We start from the raw sequence: 19,683 nt of genomic DNA, 5'->3' as shown, positions 1-19,683 counted from the left end.
CTCATTAATTGGCGGGGCACGTCTGGGACGCGCCCCTGACAAGTTAGTGAATCGACGGAACCGGGGTGATCGCACAGTCTGAAATCTGCGGCGCTTTCCACAAAACAAATTCGTTCTGGTCGCAATCATCGATGACCAGAGCCACTGCATGTTTTGGAATTTTTGTTTCGAGAATGACCGGAGTTTTGTTTGTAAGACAACCAAACCTGGTCGCATAATCCAATGCAGCGTCAAAGCTGGTTGTCCAAGATAGTCCAACTTCTTTTCCAAGACTTTGCCCGCGAAATATCGAAATTTCCCTGGGAAGCAGACGCCACCCAGCTGTTGGCGTCCAACTTGATTTACGTTTTTCTGCTCCCATAGCGTGAACAAACATAGTGTGGTCTATTTTTTCAAACCCACCCCACAAAATTTGCAGCAAGGGCCAAAAGTCCCAGCTGGAGATTTCATTTTCAAGAAGCATTTCGACAACGGCATCTGCGCGTTGGTCGGCTTCATAATGTCTGTTCAAATGCATGCTGATTACTTCAACGGCACTGATCGCTTCGGTCTTCATGACTGACGCTCCGACTTTGTATCTGCAATTGGCAACGCACCTTAATAGGTACAGTAATCCAATATTGGAGGTAGCAATCCTGTTCCTCATTCGAAAATGAGCCAAAATTTTCGTTTTATCTGCCAAGCTGAGGTAAATCGCAAAAATTAACAAGATTTATAGATTTGGACTCCATCAGGGAAACTCACGTCCGAACATTGTCTTTAACTCAAAGTTGAGCGCGACGCTAAAACCTGAGGCCCAAGCCTATGGAAAATCCGTCAAAATCCTCGGCGATTACACCATTCAGCATGATCCGCCCGGCTTGTACCGATGGAATACCAACTCGGCTTGTGTCAAACTCGATGCCGACGCCGGCAGTTGCCAACCAATCAGTGTCCAGAACCTTTGCGGCATCCCCATGATAATACACCAGCCCAGCGTCCAGAACGAGGAGAGTGGCCAAGTTGAAGAACCTGACATCTTTCAAAGGATAGCGATGGCGAGAAAATAGCGTCGTTTGGTTGGAGTTGGCCTTGGCCCCACCGGCTTGTGGTTCGTCAATTGGGTGAAACTCCAGAAACGTTTGGCGCAATCGGTATTCTGCCTGCCAAAGGCCAATTTGTGCTTCCTTAAATACGGCGACAGATGCCCCTAGTCCCAGTGCATTCAGGTTTCCGTCAACTGAATCCGCCGACCCCGAATTGACTGGAAGCAACGGGAAGTCGATAATTGAAGCATCAGCCGTAACGTGGCCGAGTGATACATGCCCGACCGGACGAATGCGCCAGTCATTTTTCAAAGGAAATTCCCAACCGACGCCAATGGTTGCCGCTACGCTTGCCCAGGTTACGTCTACATCGACACCAGGTGCAATTTCTGGAAAGAAAAGCACCGGGTTGTATTTCTGATAAGCCACAAGCCCTTCAAGATATAGGCCATTTTCGAGTGGGTGATAGCCGCCTCTAAGCTGGGTTGACCTAAGGCTTTTTGTATCGCCAGTCGCCCTTAGAAAAGAAAAAGAAGACATTGTTTCGTTTGGTGTGGCAGCAATACTCAAAACTGACAATGCTGCGCGTGCCGCTGCTTCTGAAGCATCCGGATCAGTACTTTGCGCCGTCGCAGCACAGCCTACACCCATAGCCAAAATCGCCGCGCAGGCACGATCTTTTCTCATTTTGCCTTTGAAGGCAAACGTTTCACCGAATGATCCCATGCTCACCGGTTAAAATGCGTAGGCAAGCGACAGCAGGGTCGCGAAGCCTTCCGTCGTGTTTCGGTTGTCAAACTCCTTCCCCATGCGCAAGGCGATCTGAGCACCTGGAAGATCTTTGGGCTTCCAGACACCTTCTGCTCCAACCAAATTGATCTCATATTTTGAGGGATTACCTCCGGGTGTCCCGCTTTGCTTTGAAACCTGGAATGACTTTGCTGCCAAAAGCCCCAGATTGAAGCCCTGGACGACTTCTTTTCCGAAAGCAAACTCCAATGACAGGACGTCACCTGGGCGAATATCGGTGGTTTTCTGGCGTCCGAACGTTTCGTAACGTGCCTGAAACGTTGCCGCCCAAGGCAGGCTTGCATCCTGCTTCCATGTTGATCCTACGAACAGCATGTGGCTCCACAGACCCTTGCCGGTGTTGGTGCTTCCACCCGCTTCAAATTCTCCGGTTGGGACCCAAAAGGTGTAGGACGTTTGAAAGTGCCAGTTATTGTGATGCCACCCCAGCGCGAGCGGTGTGATAACTGTGTCTCCCAGATGATAATCTGTCCCTGATCCAGGTTCAGGCCGCAATACCTGATCTCTGTATGTCAGGACGACGCCTGCCCCATAATCGCCACCCAGTATTCTGACGTCCCGAAAAACATATCTGAAGGTCAACCGGGCCGCGTTGACTGTTGGCGTCGGTGCACCGATGTCATTTCCGTTCTCATCAACATATCGTTGGATGTCGTAGTTGATCCACCCATTTTCGATCACCCTAGTTCCCTGAGGAGGCAAAACAGCCGAAGATTGTCCCAGTCCGGCCCCTAGCCCGTAATTTCCTGCAATTGGAAATTGAGCCGCCGCCGTGCCGCCGATTATCGAAACTGCAATGAATGCCAAAACGCCAAGAACTGCTGAAACCTGTGTCGATACAGGGAAAAATGTATATGCTGATTTTGCAGGTGTGAAAACTTTCCAAAACCGCCTCATAAAGGAACACCCCGTCGCCCATCTAAGGCGATCATAATCAAATTTGCTTATTTGTTAACAGGCCGTGACTTGCTCCCAACGGTCATTAACTGCTTTCGTTAGAAACAGTTGGGCGGCACCGGCGACGGCCCCAACCATTTCACAGCGACATATGCGTATAAAAGGTCTAGGTTGTCATGCAAGGATTCACCTCCCCTGCCTGTCTGTTGGCCTCGCGCATGCGTTTTATTGTATGATCTAACAAGTATTTTGATACGATTGCCCTGTATCTGCGAAAAAACCGAACCACGGAGCCGCTTCCGTTCGCTCCCATTACAATCCCTCTCGATTTGGACCGATTGAATGACAGTCGCAAAACCAAAAAATAAAGCACCACGACGGGCAGCAACTTTGGTAATGGCCGTGATTGGGGCAAGCTTATTCCTGCTCTTCCTTTCTCGTGACCTTCCCGGCGGGTTGGGTGACGATTGGGCAAAACAGAACTTCGGGCTGGTGATACGCTATGTAACCGCAATGACCTTAGGTGGGGCATTAATGGGGTTTCTGCTTGCTCCGATGTTTGGTCGTTCAGGCGTTGGAGGATGGATAATTGCATTGGTTGGCGGACTATTGTCAACATTGATTGCAGGCGCATTCGGCAGCTTTTTTGGATTGTTGCCCGACCTGCTTTCCGATGGCTGGCAGGCAAGTGATCTCGTTTCAATACTATTTGGGTTTGCGGTATTGCCACTTGCCGCAGCCGAAAATCTAAGTTCGTCTTTGATATGGTTGGTAATGGTGATTGCAGCACATATTCTTTCCTTCCTTGAGCGAAGGAGAAGTGCGGCGTACCTTTGACGCTCGCTGATTCTTCAATGCTCAACGCATACCGTGCGTGAGTTCCCAGCAAATGAGCCGACTCATTCAAGGATTCCGGCCAGCAGTATTCAGCCAAGTGCCAGACTGATATTATTGCCGGGCGAATACTCTTGGAAGTTCTTAGGCAAGGCTGGAGATTTAGAACCCATCAGCGCCAAAACGGTTAATGCGGTTAAGTACGCCATGCTCTAAGCGCAAAGGCTGCTCACTTTGAACCCGCTCAATAGCATAATTCAGCAGGGGCCTGTTTTTGGTGCCCGTATTTTGCAGATAGTCGGTGATCTCTGGGAGGACATTCTTCCAATTTGGGCATGCCTGCGAAAATTGAACCAGAAAATTCTCGATAAAAACCAACAATTCTTCGGCGTTACGTACGCGCGTATCATATGCGGCACTCAGCAATGCTTCATGGAGCGCTTGTTCGAATGCTTGCTGCGCCCAGTTAGCACCATTCAGCTCAACCCAGGTATGGTCCCTCCTCGCCAGTTTCAGCTCCGTGGCTCGCATGACGAGATTGTGGACCGACGCTGTCGTCGAAGGATAGTTCTTTCTCAGTATTTTCAAATGGTTGAACAGTGGTATGTTTCACACCTCTCACTCTTGTTCACAACAGAAGTGGGAATGGCCACGCTCGTAATGCAGGTAAATTACAGTAGGAAAACAGTTACCGGCTTTAGCCTCCAACGGGATCCCGGGAAGACACTTAAAGCGAACACGCTAAGAGTTTTTGAGTATTTGTAGAGAAGCGTTGGGCAGAAGGGAGTTGACGCTGAAGTACTCGCAATGCCTTTATGGCATGGCCCTCATAGGCATTGGAAAATCTTACTCGAGGATCTTGGCCTTTGAGCAAATCTTGGGGTCTCTCCGGTTTCTCAACTTTGGGATAAGTCTCGGACCGTCGTCTGAAATTTTTTACGACGCTGCTGCGATAAAACCATAAGGCGTTAGCGGATGAATGATGTTTGGATCGTTGCAATACCTATATTGCTTGTTGACGTGGTCAGCCCAATCCTCTTGGCGGCGACCGCTATCGCGTTAACCGGCACGAAGCCGATTGCAAGCAGTCTTGCACTGATACTAGGGCATACGGCTGCATATTTTTTGGTTGGAGTTTTGATAGTTTACGGGTTGGCAGAGTTCATTGCTCCGGTGGTAGACTTTGTCATTGATACATTCGTGAATCCGATACCAATTTACTTTGTAATTGGGTTTCTACTGGGAATAGTCTTTCTTACACTTGCATTTACGTTAAGCATAAATGCTTCAATGAAGAAGCAATCGGGCAAGTCTGAAGCCATCCGGCAGAAAGATGGAGTTCTGCCGTCATTCGTCATGGGCGCAAGCATCTGCTTGGTTGGGATACCGTTCGCGGTTCCTTACTTTGGTTTCATCAATGAAATGTATCGTTTTAACGTTCAGTCCAAGCTAGTAGGATTGCTGATCTACAATATCGCCTTCGCCATACCATTTCTGTTGGTTCCGCTGGCTTACAAACTAATGGGGACTCAATCGTTGATAGTCTAAAGTCATTCAACCGATTCATCAGCACTACCGCATCTTGGCTTATACCCCTTTTGTTTGGAGTTTTAGGGTGTGCTTATATCGTTGATGCAATTAAGTATTTTTTGACCGGTTCCGGGCTGGTGTAAAATCGGGCACGAGAAACTCATAATTGGTTTCGCTCAATCAGCAGACGAAGTCTCATCTCCGGTGTGTATATGCACGTCCATCTGCGGATAAGCGATAAAGATTCCTTTGTTTTGTAAGCGTGTTTTTCCAATCTCTGTCAGATCCCAAAGAACATCCCAGTAATCATCAGTTCGCACCCACGGTCTGCAAAAAACGCTCACGGATGAAGGCCCCAGTTCACCGACAAACACCCGCGTTTCTGGGCTTTTCAGACAACGCTTGTCTTCTTCCACCATTTCGTAAAGGGTCGCCTTCGCGCTTTCGATGTCATCTTTGTATCCAATCCCAAATACAAGATCGACGCGCCGCACACGGTACTTGGTAAGGTTTTCCATAGACCCCTGCCAGATGGACTGATTTGGGATCTGAACAAGGCGATTGTCAAAAGTTCTGAGCTTTGTCGAAATCACATTCACGTCGATAACTGTTCCCACGATCTGATTGATCGAAATAACGTCGCCTTTTGAATAGGGATTAGTCGCTTGAAGCAAAAAGCCACCAATCACACTTTGAAAAAGATTCTGCATCATGAAGGCTATCAGAAATCCAAAACCACCGATAACGGCAGTTGTGACACCGATATTTACGCCGAGCCCCCACAGGGCTAAGAGAAATCCGAGTAGTAGAATGCCCCAGCGCACAACATTCGGCACGACGACTGCCGCAATTTCATTTTCTTCATCTCGATTTCGGAGCCATCTGCTAGAAACTCTTTTTAGAATGCTCCCGAGAATGAAAGCTGCGATAAGAACTGCAATCGCTTGAAATAGGCCGCTTAGCGCCCTAAGCCCCCCCTTACCAGATCGCACCCAGTCCCACGATAGATGTGCGATTGTGGCCCATTGGTACGACAGCATAAGCTCGCCTATGAAGCCTCTGATGAAGTCCTCGTGCTTTTTCACCTCCTCTTCCGGCCCACCTTTACGGGCCAAAGCGTAAACCACGATCATGTAATTTTGAAAGTAACCTATATTCTCTTGGTTTACCTCTTTGATTTCTGCAACAAGTTCAGGAGCTTGATCATCTGCCACGGTTTCCAATCGTGTTACGCCCTCGGCTATTCTAGCCAGATTAGTTTGGACGCGGCGCTGCCAAATGTCGGCAATTTCTGTAAGATCTTCTACGCCCAACGCAACCAAATGCCGAGCGAGGACTTTGTCGTGTACGCTTGGGTCACTCGAAATAGAAATTGAGTTCTGATACGGATCTGTGTGATCCAGCTGTTGTGCTCGTGCCACTCCCAAAAACAACGAGGAAAGCAGCGCAAAGGACAATACCGTTGCTACTATTAATGCCGTCGTTCTGACGGTATTCATGGAATTGAATTGCGTCATGTATTCGCTCACACGGGTTCAGTCCCTCTTCGCAATCAATGGCAGGCCTACTGCAGGATTTCCTGTCGCGTTGACTGGTTCATTGGCTAAGGTGCGAAGTGCATCGACCTATCAATACCTTACAATGAAAGAATACTTCCACAAATCTATTGTATAGAGTTAGCCCAAACCAACGATTTCCTTTGATTGATTGTCGGTGATGAAACCCGGTTTGAAAGGTCTGAATGAGCGACGGTGACAAGCTGCACTCGTCGTAAATGGATTGAAAACAATGTATTTTTTTGTGGACATCAATGTGGGTTACGGAGGACCTGGGATAACACCTTCCTCTTGTAGTACGTGCAGTATTCCTAGGATAGTATAAGTGCTGGTATCAATGGATCCTTTAAGATAGGCCCCTAAACCGCCATCTCCTATTTCACGTGGACCGCCGGATTCATAAACCGGGTCCAAAGGCTCGAACTCCTCGGGAAAAGCCGGGCAAAAAGGTCGTTCGCTTAAAAAGCGCCCAGCGACTTCCAATAAAATAGCTCGCAGCGCCTCGACATCTTCGACGAACCCCTCAATATCCCGCAATTGCTCAAGGGGTTGAACAACTGCGTCTACAAGCTCGTATGTGACACACTTGTCGCTAAACCGAGCTGTAGCTGAAGCCGAAAAACCAAAAATCCACCTATCTGTCGGATCGCCACGCGCAAAAATATTCTCTCTTGTCTTGGTGCATTCAAAGAACTGAGTATCAAGTTTCCCACTGAGGGAGACAACTTCATCTTGTGCCTCAACTACAAACCCACTGAGATCGATTCGGCTTCCGCAAGAGTCCAGGATCGACTCTTCAGCAAGCAGGTCGGGCAATCGGGCCTGTAAGTCGCTAAAATCAAGCACAGCTTCGACGCCAACACGTGTTGGCGAAACCGCCGTCATAATCAGGCTGAGACCATAATTAATCTCTGTTGCGCCGACGACCAGAGTGTCCTCAATGTCAAACTCTGCCTGCTGTGCCGCGGAAGGGGAAGCAAGGCTGATGCTGCAAAACAGAAACACTGCCAACTGTGCGTGTCTCATTGCTGCCCCTCGATAATATCGCTCAGTTCCATTACGCTGAGCAGGTTGACAAGTGTAGATGCGTCTGTGTCGATCGACCCTTGAATTTCGGCACCAATGCCACCTTCGCCAATTTCAATCGCTCGGACGAGTGTGGCTTTCGGTGAAACTGGCTTCAGTTCCTTCGGCACTGTCAGACAAATTGGATTGGCATCAAAATAGTTCTCGGCTTGTTCGAGAATTTCTGTGCGTGCTCCTTCGATAACACCAAAAAAATTAGCGATAGCGCCAGTAAATCCCCGAGGATTCAAGTCCAGTTCAACTACCGAAAAGCGTACACATTGTTCTTCGACATAAGCCTCCACCTTGGCACTGGCGTCGATTTCTTGCGTCAGCCAAAGACCGCCACGCAATTCGCCTGAAGCTTTCTGTTTACAGGAATAAAATCGAACAAACATTGATCCACGCAATTCGACGTGATTTTCGATCGCCTCAGTCTCTAGAATCTGAACCGACACTTCTCGGGCGCAACTATCGTCATAAATCCCTGAAGCCAGTTCCGGGAACCGTGCCTGGATTGCTCTCAGGTCAGCCATGGCATTCACTCGAAGACGAGTTTCGGTCGCTGGGCTCAACCCTGCATAAAATGCAACATTGAATATCTCATCGCCAATAGGGACTTCACTGGGCAGATGAAATTCGATGTCGCCTTTGTATTTAGAAGGATCTATTCCTTCTCCATTCTTTGCGGCGGCCAACAATACATGAGGGTTCAGTTCGCTTGATGGTTTCGGTCTTTCACGCTCACATGCGGCAAGTATGCTGAGCAGAAAAAGTACTAAAAATAGAACAGGTGTTGTTCGCTTCACTTTGTCGACAATGACCAAGTTAAACAACCGTCGTGATCCTGCCTGAAGTGAAAACCATTTTACAAGAAATAGTTGATAGACATTGGCCAGTCGAGAAAAATCGGCGAAACGCCTGAACCTTGAGCTTGCCACGACAAAGCAACAGCCCTCAAATCAGAGCAATTCCCAAAGCCCAAATCCACCCGTGAATGGGCGGCCTGAAGCGCCAGGTATTCCCGAACTGAGGAGGCATCCGTTTCCACCGCCCACATTCTCAGATGAGGGCACGCCACTCCAGTCCAGACGCCCACCATTCTTTTGGCTTGATACTATTGAAGCGTCTCAGACGTTCTGCCGTAGCCCAAACCACATCCGTGACCGCAACGATTGACATGTCGATGTCCCTGCCTATTCTCGTAACCCGACTTATCCCAAGGGATCAAGTTGATGGGCGCAGAACATTAATCTGGGGTGCTATTTGAAGAACGCGGAAGACACCTTGAGTTTGCAACCAGACTTACTTTCCGCCAACCATCCGGGCCTGATTTCTTCGAATCTAAAAGGTCAGTTCAACACCGTCAAGTTCGCGCCGCAGCTGCCACCGCCCAACAGGTATTACGTATGAGGGTCACACTAAAACTACTCCTTGGATGTTGTCTGCTGATAACCATTGGAAGTTGTACTTATGTTCCGTTCGATACACCAAGGGAGAGTTCCCGCGCTCTCCCGGCAGCCGGAACCCGAGCTCAGCAAGTTGTGACTGACCTAACTGGCCCGGACAGCCAATTAATGGCAATGGCTCCTTTGTTCGACGGCAATGATGCGCTCGGAGCGCGATTGCGAATGATCGAAACAGCGGAAAGTTCAATTGACTTACAAACTTTTCTGATCAAGCCCGATTTGGCCGGTTCACTTATGTGGCTTGCCCTGTATTCCGCGGCAGAACGTGGGGTGAAAATCAGACTGCTGTTCGACGATGTTTTCACGACGGCGCGTGATGATCAGATTGCATCCTTGAACGCACATCCAAATGTGGAAATTCGCGTTTTCAATCCACTGTCCCGGAACAGTACCGCGGCTGTTAATTTCCGGTTGGATTTTACCAGAGTGAACCGCCGAATGCACAACAAGGTGACGATCACCGACGGCAGTTTCGCGATTATCGGCGGCAGAAACATTGCAGACGAATATTTCAGCATAGGAACGCGATACGACTTTGCGGACTTCGATCTCTTTGTCGCTGGCTATCCTGTTCAAAAATTGTCCGAGACTTTTGACACTTATTGGAACGACACCTGGTCCTTGCCATTTACAATCGTCCACGATGGTGATGTCGCTCCTCTGAACGAAGCATATGAACAGTTTCAAGCACGCGCTCTTGACCAAGAAGTTTCTATTTATGAACGGGCGCTGGGTTCTGAATATATTAGACAGCTCGAGAATGGTCAGGTGCCCGTCCACTTTGGTCGCGCGCGTATCGTGGCCGATGATCCCAAGAAACTTCGTACGCCTTCTGGCATCGGGCCTTTTGCGGTAGGGGATGCCTTTTATAACAGCCTGAGGCGTGCGAAAAGTAGCGTCACGGTAGTGACCCCTTACTTTATTCCCGAGGAGTACGGCACGGAGTTCTTGGAGAAGCTGGTCAGAAAGGGCATTGATGTTTCGATAGTGACAAATTCTCTTGCCTCAACCAATCACCCCTACACCCATGGCCATTATGCAAGGTATCGCAAACGCCTGTTGCTGGCCGGAGTAAACTTCTTTGAAGTGCGCGCCAATACATCGCGTTCGAATGAGGGCGCGAAAATACCGCTAACCCTTCACACAAAAATTGCTTTGATAGATGGGGCTTATGTTTTTGTGGGTTCTGAAAATGTTGATCCAAGGTCCATTCGGCAGAACTCGGAAGTCGGAATGTTGATCCGCAGCCCTGGCCTTGCCGAAGAAATCCAAAAACAACTAGATGCGGCTCTATCGATCTACACCTACAAGGTGTCGTTAAGTGATGCCGGAAAACTTCAATGGGAAGAAACAGCGTCAATGAGCAGCAAGCTATTGCTCCAAGAACCGTCGGCAGGGATCTGGCGTAAACTGGTTGCTAAAGTGTCCGGTTGGCTTCCGATCGAAAGCCAGCTTTGATATCGGTTTCCAATAATCTTCCAGCTCAGACAGGTTCCAAAACCCTTCCCTGCTGGGATACGACCACGATAATATCCAGTGAATCGAAAATGGCCGAAAGGTCCGCTTGGAGTTGCAACGTAAGCTGGTCAATCTGCGCGGCCAGGCACGGATGCTGCGGATCATAATAGACCATGATGGTATAACCACGCCCCAGTTTCGATACGGACAGATCAACTAGTGTGCCGCCGTCATCACGTAATGTGCCACGCACGGTCCTGCGCGCCGCTGCAATTTGCTGAGGTGCCGCAGTCGCACCTGCAAGCTCTTGCACGCCTGACATAAAGTCCTTGATATATTGCACGATGACGGTTGCACAGAGAACAAGCACTATGATTGAGTCTCCTACGGGCGCAATAGGCGCCAGAAAACCATCTTTGAGGAAATGAATGCCCAAAAGTCCAACTGCAGCAGCAAAGGTGATGATGCCGTCAAATGCGGCCGCTTTCTTTTCCAGCCGCAGAACGTCACTTTGCTTTCCTGTCTTCAGCCACGACCGGGTGTGAAACCCCCAAAGCATCAGACAGGTAAGACCAACAACAACAAAGTACCCAACCATCGGAGCAAACACCAACTCCGGTTGGGCTTCTCCGTTCAGGTATCCCGCAATGCTCAGGGCGGCGTTGGAGATCGCAAAAACCACCAATCCTAGCAAAGACAGCGACCTAAACGTGGTAAACAGCGCTTCATCGCCAGCATAACCATAGGGGCGAAATTTGTCCGGTTTCTTTTGCGCACTGCGTGCCACCCGTTTTCCGAACACAGCAGCTGTAAAGCCGATAAGCGAAAACAGCCCGTCCACCAGAATGGCCTGAGAATGGGAATAATACGCGGCAACAATCCCAGCAGCAGCCATGAACAAATTTCCCGCCATTCCCACATTCATGGCGCGGCTTTCCAACTCGTGCCGATCTTCAACCGTCGAAGAATTCATAACCCGATCCTAAGTTCCCAGGCGCTGGACATCGTGCGACATCCGCACGTCAATGGTCCGGCCCTTGTGTCGATTCCGCCAGTATCACATCTCATCCGAAGCCAAATGCCTTGTGCCTCTCCGCAACAAATCCACAACGCCGGACGCATAAGGGAGATCGCTGAGATATTCGTCGAGCGTAAATTGATCGGTTGGAAAGTTCGACAGCGCATCGTCTGCCAACTCAGCCTCGCCTGCCAGTCCGTGAATAGCAGCAATCAACAGCCAATCACCTGCATGTTCACGTGCATCAATCAGGCGCACTTTTTCTGAGGCCGATGCGTAATCTCCATTTTCGACATCCTCGAGGCACAAGGTGATATTCGTCCAGATTGGCAACAGTGGATTAATGTCCAAAGCCTGCCGTACCATTTGGCAGCCCAACTTTATGTCGCTCACAAGCGCCAACCATGCACCTGCTAATGCGATCAACAAGGCACCGTTGGGATTGGCCTGTATCGCGGCGCCGATCAAGCGCTCAAACCGTGGACTGTCCCCACCCATCTGCGCGTAAATAGCCGCAGCAAACAAGGCTTCCTGACATTGTGGTTCAAGCGCAACGGCCTTTTCTGCATGGGCTTGCCCCTGCCCCAGAACCGCACTCAGGCGTTTTTGGCCGAGCGCAACTTCCTCCACGTATCCCAGCGCAATCAAGGCATGGGCCAATCCTCCAGAGTCATTGTTTTGGGTGGCATTCCGCGCAAGCTTCATCATTTGCTGTAAGCTGCCCGATCTGGATGTACGCAGGTGAGCATGGAAGGCCAATAAAGCCTGATATGCTCTTTGCCCGGATGTTGCGCGACTTGTGAAACGATCTGCCGCATCCGTGGCGACAACTCCGTAAGCGTCGGCAATTTTTACCGCGCATTTCTTTGCTACCTGTTCCTGGAATTTGAAGCTGTCGGCGTTGTCCGGATCGAAATCGCGGCGTTCGGACCACAAAATAGAGCCGTCCTCCGCCCTTTTGAGTTGCACAATCAGACGCAGGCTGGATTGGGCGTCCCTCACTGTACCATCCAGAACATAATCACAACGCGGTATGAATTGCGCTGAGGTTTCGTTCGAAGGCGTGTCATCGTACCCCGTTAGAACACGGATATGGGCAAATCGTGCAAGCTCAAGCCCCAGTTCCTCGGGAAATCCCTCACGAAAAAACTGGGCACGTATCGTATCTGATCCGGAAAAGGCACAGATGCCCAAAACTGGCCACCCAGCACCGTGTGCCAACGATTGCTCCTGCGGTTTTTCTTTAGCAGAATTTGCTTCAAACTGCGGGCGATATTGCCCCTTGGGAACGGCTATAGAAACCGGGTCATTGGCCCCCGAGGTCAGATAAAAATAGTCCAGCGCTTTGCGTAGTTTGACAGCCTCGATACGGACAATCGGATCCACATTGGGATCAAAGTCAGCACCTCGCCCAAAAACATCCATAGCCAGGGCGGTTCCCCTTAATTCATCGCCGCGCCCTTCAAGCTCACGGTGAACAAGGTGCTCAAGAAACGATTTTGTCCTCGCGCTGCCTTCAAAATCTTTGGATGTTACAATGCGATCCAGCTGTTTCAGGATATCCGCTTTGTCAAATTTTTCTGGCACGGCAATTCTCCTGCATTGTCACGTCATCAAGTTTGCCAATGTAAATTACTGTATTGCAACATGTTACTTCCTCCCACCAATCCCATCACGTTCCTAACTAAAAGCCATCTTGGAAAACGGGTAAGACCGAAGGAGGCTTTTGATGACGCACAGATGGACAATTCCGGTGATAGTCACCCTTGCGGTGTTGGTAACGGCTGTTTCAAGCGCACATTCCACAGACATGTGGCAAGACAATCCGGTTCAAACACACTATGGAAGACCAATCAAATCCGAGCGCACCAATCATTTCCCACCCGCAAGTGGCACTACTTCAGTGAGGTCCAGACTTCATTCAGCGGAATTTCAGAGTACGTCCGAGGGCCAGGTGCCTGATTTCAGAATTTTATGGCTACACCGACTGAGTAACCTTCAATATTGTCGCCTTTCGCAATACGAGCCATAAGGCGCAGCTCTTCGACCCAGGCAGAGTCGTTTTTGGACAGGTCCAGCTCAATCCCGGCGCCCAACTGGGCAAGCCACTCACTGTCCAAAACGATTCCCTGATCACCCGGGATATAAGAGGCCGAAACTTCGCCAACCCAACGCGTAGGCTGGGAGAACACCCGAACACCCGTTGGCACTCTGACCCGGGACCAGGCAACGGTTGATATCGCTTCGGCCTGACCAACAAGATCGGTGTCCAGCGGTTCCAGAATGATGTGCGTATGTCTAAATCGCAGATCGAGTTCATAGTCATTCGCCCAACGACGATTAAATTCGGCAACCAAGGATCCACCATATCCCAGCGCCGTTATGCCCCCGTCACTCAGAAAATCCAAATCGGCATCCAGGAGACTGCTGATAACCTGGGCTGCAATGGAACTGTCACTCTGAACCCGGCCAATTGAAAAATTGACCATGGGGCGAATTTTCCAGTTCTCGTTTACGTCAAATTGCCAACCTACTCCGCCGGTTGCGGCTACACTTGTCCAATGGGACAATATGCTTGTGCCGGTACTAGCCCCGGACAACAAAAACTCCGGGTCGTAATTGGTGAACCCAATATATCCTTCCAGGTAAACCGGAATGTCTTCTGAAACCCTGAAACCGCCCCCTAATTGGCCACCTCGAAGGTCATAGTCATCGCCGTTTTGAACATTTTTGTCCAAAAAAAGGACGCTAGCCGACTCATTTGGTGCAGCCGATATTCCCAGAATTGCAAGAGCTCCCTTGATGTTGTCGCGCACATCATATCCGCTTCCGTCATCGAGTGATTGACCCATCGAAGAGTTGGCTGCGACGCTGCAAACCAAAATTAGTACCGATAACCTAGCTATTGCCATGCAATCTTGCCCGCCAACACTTAGTAACCTACCCACTCCTTAAATTTGAGCTGACGAGAGATTGCGGCGATATTGCCGCGTGATTTCCGCGGCTTGGCATGAGCAATTTCTGACAGAGACACAGGATGCAGAGCAAAAAGGGCCGATTTCGGCCCTCAGTCTCTGTTTGCCATTTCGGCGGTACGAGTTTGGTAGATTGCAGGGAGGCTTTGCTCAGAGCTTCGCGAACTGTTCGCGTTGCCCGGACCACGAAGCCGGAACGCCGGTTTTAATGAGATAATCAGATGTCAGGCCATCCGACTGTTCACCCGATGCGATGGCGTCGAGGATATCTGGGGCAAGCATCGCCAGATCAACCACATCCTGGACACGGCGTTTGGATGTGCCTTCCGCCTCCGCGATTTCCGTAAAGGTCTGTCCACTCAGGATCATAGACATCCATCGCTGCGCTTTGACGATGTTCTGAACCAGAGTGAGATCCACCTCCGAGGGTGCGTCTCCCAGATGCAACTTCAGCTCGACTCCGCGCCGGCGCATCCGGAACGGAGCTTCGATACATAGAGCGGATGGGTCTAGCCGATCTTGGTTGCATTCAAGTAGCGCGGCGATTTCCCTCTGACCAAGAAGAACAGCGAGCTGTCCCGGCTTGAGATCCGTTCGCGCGACAAGAGCAAGGCACTGTTTCGCGCTTTGGACGGATTTCAATTTGGTGGTGATGCCAGGAATCTCTGCGGCAGTTACGTCCGGCATAAGGGCTGCAACAAAATCAGGACGGCTCAGGTTCTTTCGAATGACATCAGCGATCAACACCTCAAGCTCGTCCGCAGGCAACCGCCAGGCATCCGGATACCTCCGGCTGCGGTCTTTCACCAGTCGGTGCGAGATGTAGTACCGCAATCGCTTTCCATTCTTCCTGCTGTGGCTGGGTGTCAGCCGGTCGCCGGTTTCATCGAAGAACTTGCCGGCCAAAAGGGATCGTTGAGTTTTGCGTTTGGCACCTCGAGGCTTTGTTGCCCCATCTTCCAGCATGCGCTGAACCCGGTCCCATAGGTCAGGCGCGATGATGGCAGGATGCTGTCCGTCGTACACCTGGCCTTTGTGGCGGATCCGTCCGGCATAAATCGGGTTGGTCAGTATGTGATGGATGTGCACGCGCTCAAAACGGATACCGCCAGACACCCGCCCTTCCCCACGAACACGCCGTCGCGATCTGAGATCCATCCGATCTGCGTACTCTTTCACAACGCGGATGAGGCCATGCTCGAGATAGAGATCATAGAGACCTTCGACAGTCGCCGATTCCTCCGGGTCGATCTTCAGCGTCCGGCCATCTGCCTGATAACCAAGCGGAACGTTGCCCCCCATCCAAAGTCCCTTGCGCTTTGAGGCCGCGATCTTGTCGCGAATGCGTTCCGCCGTCACTTCGCGTTCAAACTGGGCAAAACTGAGCAAAACATTCAGTGTGAGCCGCCCCATGCTGGTGGCTGTGTTGAAGCTTTGTGTGACCGACACAAACGACGCTTCAGCCTCATCCAACCGTTCCACCAGCTTGGCAAAGTCTGCCAGTGATCGCGTCAACCGGTCGATCTTATAGACCACGATCTGATCGACGTGTTTGTCATCTACAGCTTGCATCAACCGCCGCAAAGCAGGCCTATCCAGGTGTCCGCCGGAGATGCCGCCGTCGTCATACCGGTCGGGCAGCAATTCCCAACCTTCATGCTTCTGGCTAGCGATGTAGGCTTCGCAAGCCTCTCGCTGTGCGTCGAGAGAATTGAAGTCCTGTTCCAGCCCCTCTTCCGAGCTCTTGCGGGTATAGATGGCACAGCGGATCCGGCGCATCACTGTACCCCGAAGAAACGCGGACCGGACCAATGCGCGCCCGTGATATGCTTCGCAATGGCTGACAAGGACCTCCAGGATCTGCCATCCATGACGTACCCACCCTCAACGACCTCGACCTGATAGGTCCGTCCGTTCCACTCGCGGACCAGATGAGACCCAGGCCTGGCGGTCGTGGGCAACACTTTCCCAGCCGCAATCTGCTTCAGGCGTCGGGTAGTTTTCGCTGACACACTGCCCAGCGCTTTGTTTTGCATATCCCAGATCAGCACCCGCTTCATAAACTGTGGTGACAGATACTTTGGTGGCGAGCGTCCGAAGGTCTTGTGCCAGTACTCGAGACAGACGGCGCGATCGAAAGTTTCGATCTCTGATATCAGGATCGACATTTCTTCGGTTTGCTTCGTTTTCATTGGGTGCCCTGCTCTTCAACAATTCGGTAAACCGATCCCTTGTCGGTCTCCAGTCTGTCGACCACACATCCCGCTTTGCGTTGCGCGGATATCGCGGCCCGTGCCGTGTGCGGTTGCCAGCCGAAGGTCTTTTGAAGCTGCGCGATTGTGACGCCGGATTTCCGCGTGAGCATTCTGTGAAGTTGCTTATGATGGGTCAGCTCTTTGGCAAACTTTGTGGTTCTGGCCGAACTTTGCGCTACCGCATTTGGTTTTGTCATCGTGTTTCTCCACTCTTGGGGCAAAGGTCCATCCCTCGCACCGTACTGAGTGGAGCCCGGTGATCCCGGGCGAATGCGACAAAGACAGTACCGCTCTGAACCGCCAGGAAGTCCAGTCCATTTAGGGGGAAAACCCGAATTTATTAGATCAGTGGTTATGGCTTCCGTGTCCGCTTTCCGACCACAAGCGGTCATCTGACAGAAAGACTCAGATGACTGCATCGAGCCCAAAACTGACGCTAATTAGGCTTGTGATCGCAGCTCCGCAACGAATGATTGCCTTGAGCCCATGATATTAGGTTTGGCAGCATTTAGCTAAAACGCTGGCTCTTAATGGTGCGGTTCTCCTAGAGTGTTCGAATTAGGATGAAACGAGGGAGGAAAATTATGCTCGATACGACATTGACGGGTCAAACACAGGCATTTCTCGATTCTTTTGGTACAGCCCTAAAGAACGAAGACATTGAAGCCGCTACTCAGATGTTTCAGGATGATTGCTATTGGCGTGATCTAGTCTCCTTTACTTGGAACATCAAAACCGTCGAAGGAAAAGATCAGGTGGCCGATATGTTGCGCCACCAACTGGCAACCATAAAGCCGACGGGTTGGAAGGTAGCCGAAGGCGAGACGCCGACTGAAGCCGATGGCGTAACGACCGCCTGGATAGAATTCGAAACTGAAATGGCCCGAGGCTATGGCCTATTGCGTCTCAAGGACGGTCTGATCTGGACACTCCTAACCACGATGGTCGAGCTCAAGGGACACGAAGAGCCAAAGGGATTTCAGCGCCCACTCGGAGCGAAACATGGCGCCGGCAAGCACCGCACCACATGGAAAGAAGAGCGAGAGAAAGAGGAGGCCGAGCTTGGCCATGAAACCCAACCTTATTGCCTGATTATCGGCGGCGGTCAGGGCGGGATAGCATTGGGTGCCAGACTGCGCCAACTAGGCGTGCCCACAATTATTGTCGAGCGTAACGATCGCCCGGGGGACAGCTGGCGCAAACGCTACAAGTCGCTCTGCCTGCACGATCCAGTTTGGTATGACCATCTACCTTACATAAAGTTCCCGGAAAATTGGCCAATCTTTTCGCCCAAAGACAAAATCGGTGATTGGCTGGAAATGTACACCAAGGTGATGGAACTGAACTATTGGACACGCACGACCGCCAAATCTGCCAGCTTTGATGAGAAAACCAAAGAGTGGACAGTCGTGGTGGACCGTGGTGGCAAAGAACTGGTGCTAAAACCCAAGCAGCTTATTATGGCGACTGGCATGTCCGGAAAAGCCAATATGCCTGACTTTCCCGGGATGGATAAGTTCAAGGGCGATCAGCATCACTCCTCACAGCATCCAGGTCCGGACAAGTACAAAGGCAAAAGGGCAGTTATAGTGGGTTCGAACAACTCCGCGCACGATATCGCCGCCGCCATGTGGGAGAACGATGTTGATGTCACCATGGTTCAAAGGTCTTCCACACATATTGTGCGTTCCGATACTTTGATGGAAATCGGACTTGGCGATCTCTATTCTGAACGGGCCGTAGAGGCTGGTGTCACAACAGAAAAAGCCGATCTGATCTTCGCGTCACTGCCCTATGCGATACTGCATGAATTCCAGATTCCGGCGTATGCCGCGATGAAAGAACAGGACAAGGAGTTCTACGACGGGTTGGAAAAGGCTGGTTTCTGGCTCGATTGGGGGGACGATAACTCTGGTCTATTCATGAAATATCTGAGGCGCGGATCTGGCTATTACATAGATATCGGCGCCAGTCAGCTGATTATCGATGGCGAGATCAAGATAAAGCGGGGACAGGTCGTTAAGGTCGACGAAACTGGTGTAATCTTAGATGACGGAACGCATCTCGACGCAGATGTCATTGTCTATGCCACTGGCTATAACTCGATGAATGGCTGGATCGCGGATCTGGCGGGTCAGGAGATGGCTGATAAAGTCGGCAAGGTTTGGGGATTAGGATCGGATACCACGAAGGACCCCGGTCCTTGGGAAGGAGAACAGCGCAACATGTGGAAACCCACACAACAGGAAGCTCTTTGGTTCCACGGCGGTAACTTACATCAGTCTCGCCATTACTCACAGTTCCTGTCGTTGCAGATCAAGGCAAGGATGGAGGGTATCGAAACCCCCGTATACGGGTTGCAGGAGGTGCACCACCTTTCGTAGGGATTGAGCCGGCCGAGGGCCGGATCCGCCCTTTACAGCATTTAAAAATCAATGTCTGTTTTGTTACGGAGCAGACATTCAGGTAACCTTTGGGTGCCGCATTGCCGCAAATGGCAGGTTAGTCCGCAAGGCAGTCATTCCCTATATCCGCTTCGAACGACCGTTCCGAGCCCAAAGCGGACCCATCGTTTTTTATTCTAGTGTGTTTTTGTAGATCACACCGTCCTTCATAATCAGGTCCATGGTGGAAATTTCACCAGCACCGCGATCCGGTGCGCCGTATTGATCTGAATTAGCTCCAAGGACGGCAATGTCTTCAAGTGGGTTGCCTTCGACCAGCAATATGTCCGCATATCTCGCTAGCCCGTATCAGTTTGTACCCGGGACGACCAAAGTGATGCTCGGAA

At 50.8% G+C, this 19,683-nt stretch carries 18 protein-coding genes; 4 read left to right on the top strand and 14 right to left on the bottom strand.

Translation table 11 applies throughout. The annotated features are described in order from the left end of the window. Positions 1 to 43: 43 nt before the first annotated feature. The 3 genes from GOV45_RS12545 to GOV45_RS12535 all read right to left on the bottom strand — a co-directional run bounded on the left by GOV45_RS12545 (position 44) and on the right by GOV45_RS12535 (position 2,732). On the bottom strand, positions 44 to 556 hold the full coding sequence (locus GOV45_RS12545; RefSeq protein WP_170478217.1) for a hypothetical protein: 513 nt from the start codon (positions 554 to 556) through the stop codon (positions 44 to 46). Between the two features lie 226 nt (positions 557 to 782). After that, positions 783 to 1,712: an autotransporter domain-containing protein gene (locus GOV45_RS12540; protein ID WP_170478213.1), complete on the bottom strand. Its 930-nt coding sequence runs from the start codon at positions 1,710 to 1,712 to the stop codon at positions 783 to 785. A 48-nt stretch (positions 1,713 to 1,760) separates the two neighbouring features. Continuing rightward, positions 1,761 to 2,732, bottom strand: coding sequence for a SphA family protein (locus GOV45_RS12535; RefSeq protein WP_170478210.1), 972 nt, complete (start codon positions 2,730 to 2,732; stop codon positions 1,761 to 1,763). Between the two features lie 342 nt (positions 2,733 to 3,074). On the opposite strand from GOV45_RS12535, the gene GOV45_RS12530 reads away from it, so the two are divergent. Next, on the top strand, positions 3,075 to 3,569 hold the full coding sequence (locus tag GOV45_RS12530) for a hypothetical protein (RefSeq protein WP_170478207.1): 495 nt from the start codon (positions 3,075 to 3,077) through the stop codon (positions 3,567 to 3,569). Positions 3,570 to 3,728: 159 nt separating this feature from the next. Here the strand turns inward: GOV45_RS12530 and GOV45_RS12525 are convergent, their stop codons facing one another. Next, positions 3,729 to 4,097, bottom strand: coding sequence for a hypothetical protein (locus tag GOV45_RS12525; protein ID WP_170478204.1), 369 nt, complete (start codon positions 4,095 to 4,097; stop codon positions 3,729 to 3,731). 444 nt (positions 4,098 to 4,541) lie between these two features. Here GOV45_RS12525 and GOV45_RS12520 point away from each other — a divergent pair, with 444 nt between their 5' ends. Next, positions 4,542 to 5,114 carry a hypothetical protein gene (locus tag GOV45_RS12520; protein WP_170478201.1) on the top strand — a complete coding sequence of 191 codons (573 nt, stop codon included), beginning with the start codon at positions 4,542 to 4,544 and terminating at the stop codon, positions 5,112 to 5,114. A 158-nt stretch (positions 5,115 to 5,272) separates the two neighbouring features. Here the strand turns inward: GOV45_RS12520 and GOV45_RS12515 are convergent, their stop codons facing one another. The 3 genes from GOV45_RS12515 to GOV45_RS12505 all read right to left on the bottom strand — a co-directional run bounded on the left by GOV45_RS12515 (position 5,273) and on the right by GOV45_RS12505 (position 8,553). Further along, positions 5,273 to 6,613 (bottom strand): mechanosensitive ion channel family protein, encoded by a 1,341-nt coding sequence (locus tag GOV45_RS12515; protein ID WP_170478197.1) that lies wholly within the window; start codon positions 6,611 to 6,613, stop codon positions 5,273 to 5,275. Between the two features lie 300 nt (positions 6,614 to 6,913). After that, a complete protein-coding gene (locus GOV45_RS12510; RefSeq protein ID WP_170478194.1) occupies positions 6,914 to 7,678 on the bottom strand; it encodes a hypothetical protein in 765 nt (254 codons plus the stop codon). Further along, complete coding sequence (locus GOV45_RS12505; RefSeq protein ID WP_170478191.1) at positions 7,675 to 8,553, bottom strand: hypothetical protein; 879 nt, start codon at positions 8,551 to 8,553, stop codon at positions 7,675 to 7,677. The genes GOV45_RS12510 and GOV45_RS12505 overlap by 4 nt, the downstream gene beginning before the upstream one ends. Before the next feature lie 708 nt (positions 8,554 to 9,261). On the opposite strand from GOV45_RS12505, the gene GOV45_RS12500 reads away from it, so the two are divergent. Then, complete coding sequence (locus GOV45_RS12500; protein WP_170478189.1) at positions 9,262 to 10,644, top strand: phospholipase D family protein; 1,383 nt, start codon at positions 9,262 to 9,264, stop codon at positions 10,642 to 10,644. Positions 10,645 to 10,669: 25 nt separating this feature from the next. Here GOV45_RS12500 and GOV45_RS12495 read toward each other — a convergent pair whose 3' ends face one another. From GOV45_RS12495 to GOV45_RS12470, 6 genes are all read right to left on the bottom strand, one after another. Then, positions 10,670 to 11,617 (bottom strand): cation transporter, encoded by a 948-nt coding sequence (locus GOV45_RS12495; protein WP_170478186.1) that lies wholly within the window; start codon positions 11,615 to 11,617, stop codon positions 10,670 to 10,672. 84 nt (positions 11,618 to 11,701) lie between these two features. Further along, positions 11,702 to 13,249: a hypothetical protein gene (locus GOV45_RS12490; protein ID WP_170478184.1), complete on the bottom strand. Its 1,548-nt coding sequence runs from the start codon at positions 13,247 to 13,249 to the stop codon at positions 11,702 to 11,704. 377 nt (positions 13,250 to 13,626) lie between these two features. Next, positions 13,627 to 14,514 (bottom strand): autotransporter domain-containing protein, encoded by an 888-nt coding sequence (locus tag GOV45_RS12485; protein WP_170478181.1) that lies wholly within the window; start codon positions 14,512 to 14,514, stop codon positions 13,627 to 13,629. Positions 14,515 to 14,787: 273 nt separating this feature from the next. Beyond that, the gene (locus GOV45_RS12480; protein ID WP_170478179.1) at positions 14,788 to 16,416 is read right to left on the bottom strand and encodes a recombinase family protein; all 1,629 of its coding nucleotides are present in this window, start codon (positions 16,414 to 16,416) and stop codon (positions 14,788 to 14,790) included. Further along, positions 16,416 to 16,829, bottom strand: coding sequence for a DUF2924 domain-containing protein (locus tag GOV45_RS12475; protein WP_254448002.1), 414 nt, complete (start codon positions 16,827 to 16,829; stop codon positions 16,416 to 16,418). Before GOV45_RS12475 ends, GOV45_RS12480 begins: the two co-directional genes overlap by 1 nt. Continuing rightward, positions 16,826 to 17,089 (bottom strand): DUF3489 domain-containing protein, encoded by a 264-nt coding sequence (locus GOV45_RS12470; RefSeq protein WP_170478177.1) that lies wholly within the window; start codon positions 17,087 to 17,089, stop codon positions 16,826 to 16,828. Before GOV45_RS12470 ends, GOV45_RS12475 begins: the two co-directional genes overlap by 4 nt. Before the next feature lie 387 nt (positions 17,090 to 17,476). Here GOV45_RS12470 and GOV45_RS12465 point away from each other — a divergent pair, with 387 nt between their 5' ends. Next, on the top strand, positions 17,477 to 19,276 hold the full coding sequence (locus GOV45_RS12465) for an NAD(P)/FAD-dependent oxidoreductase (protein WP_170478174.1): 1,800 nt from the start codon (positions 17,477 to 17,479) through the stop codon (positions 19,274 to 19,276). Positions 19,277 to 19,468: 192 nt separating this feature from the next. On the opposite strand, the gene GOV45_RS12460 is transcribed toward GOV45_RS12465, so the two are convergent. Next, positions 19,469 to 19,618: a hypothetical protein gene (locus GOV45_RS12460; protein ID WP_170478171.1), complete on the bottom strand. Its 150-nt coding sequence runs from the start codon at positions 19,616 to 19,618 to the stop codon at positions 19,469 to 19,471. Positions 19,619 to 19,683 lie beyond the last annotated feature (65 nt).

The sequence above is a fragment of the Ruegeria arenilitoris genome (assembly GCF_013035425.1).
Taxonomy (GTDB): Bacteria; Pseudomonadota; Alphaproteobacteria; order Rhodobacterales; family Rhodobacteraceae; genus Ruegeria; species Ruegeria arenilitoris_A.
The sequence above is the reverse complement of the archived record's forward strand: the minus strand, read 5'-3'. Positions and strand labels throughout refer to the sequence as shown.

Bases quoted from the DNA above. Each gene is read 5' to 3' on its own strand.
- GOV45_RS12480 (WP_170478179.1), bottom strand. From the start codon at position 16,416: ATGCGCCGGATCCGCTGTGCCATCTATACCCGCAAGAGCTCGGAAGAG.
- GOV45_RS12515 (WP_170478197.1), bottom strand. From the start codon at position 6,613: ATGACGCAATTCAATTCCATGAATACCGTCAGAACGACGGCATTAATA.
- GOV45_RS12520 (WP_170478201.1), top strand. From the start codon at position 4,542: ATGAATGATGTTTGGATCGTTGCAATACCTATATTGCTTGTTGACGTG.
- GOV45_RS12535 (WP_170478210.1), bottom strand. From the start codon at position 2,732: ATGAGGCGGTTTTGGAAAGTTTTCACACCTGCAAAATCAGCATATACA.
- GOV45_RS12530 (WP_170478207.1), top strand. From the start codon at position 3,075: ATGACAGTCGCAAAACCAAAAAATAAAGCACCACGACGGGCAGCAACT.
- GOV45_RS12485 (WP_170478181.1), bottom strand. From the start codon at position 14,514: ATGGGTCAATCACTCGATGACGGAAGCGGATATGATGTGCGCGACAAC.
- GOV45_RS12475 (WP_254448002.1), bottom strand. From the start codon at position 16,829: ATGAAAACGAAGCAAACCGAAGAAATGTCGATCCTGATATCAGAGATC.
- GOV45_RS12545 (WP_170478217.1), bottom strand. From the start codon at position 556: ATGAAGACCGAAGCGATCAGTGCCGTTGAAGTAATCAGCATGCATTTG.
- GOV45_RS12495 (WP_170478186.1), bottom strand. From the start codon at position 11,617: ATGAATTCTTCGACGGTTGAAGATCGGCACGAGTTGGAAAGCCGCGCC.
- GOV45_RS12470 (WP_170478177.1), bottom strand. From the start codon at position 17,089: ATGACAAAACCAAATGCGGTAGCGCAAAGTTCGGCCAGAACCACAAAG.
- GOV45_RS12510 (WP_170478194.1), bottom strand. From the start codon at position 7,678: ATGAGACACGCACAGTTGGCAGTGTTTCTGTTTTGCAGCATCAGCCTT.
- GOV45_RS12465 (WP_170478174.1), top strand. From the start codon at position 17,477: ATGCTCGATACGACATTGACGGGTCAAACACAGGCATTTCTCGATTCT.
- GOV45_RS12540 (WP_170478213.1), bottom strand. From the start codon at position 1,712: ATGAGAAAAGATCGTGCCTGCGCGGCGATTTTGGCTATGGGTGTAGGC.
- GOV45_RS12525 (WP_170478204.1), bottom strand. From the start codon at position 4,097: ATGCGAGCCACGGAGCTGAAACTGGCGAGGAGGGACCATACCTGGGTT.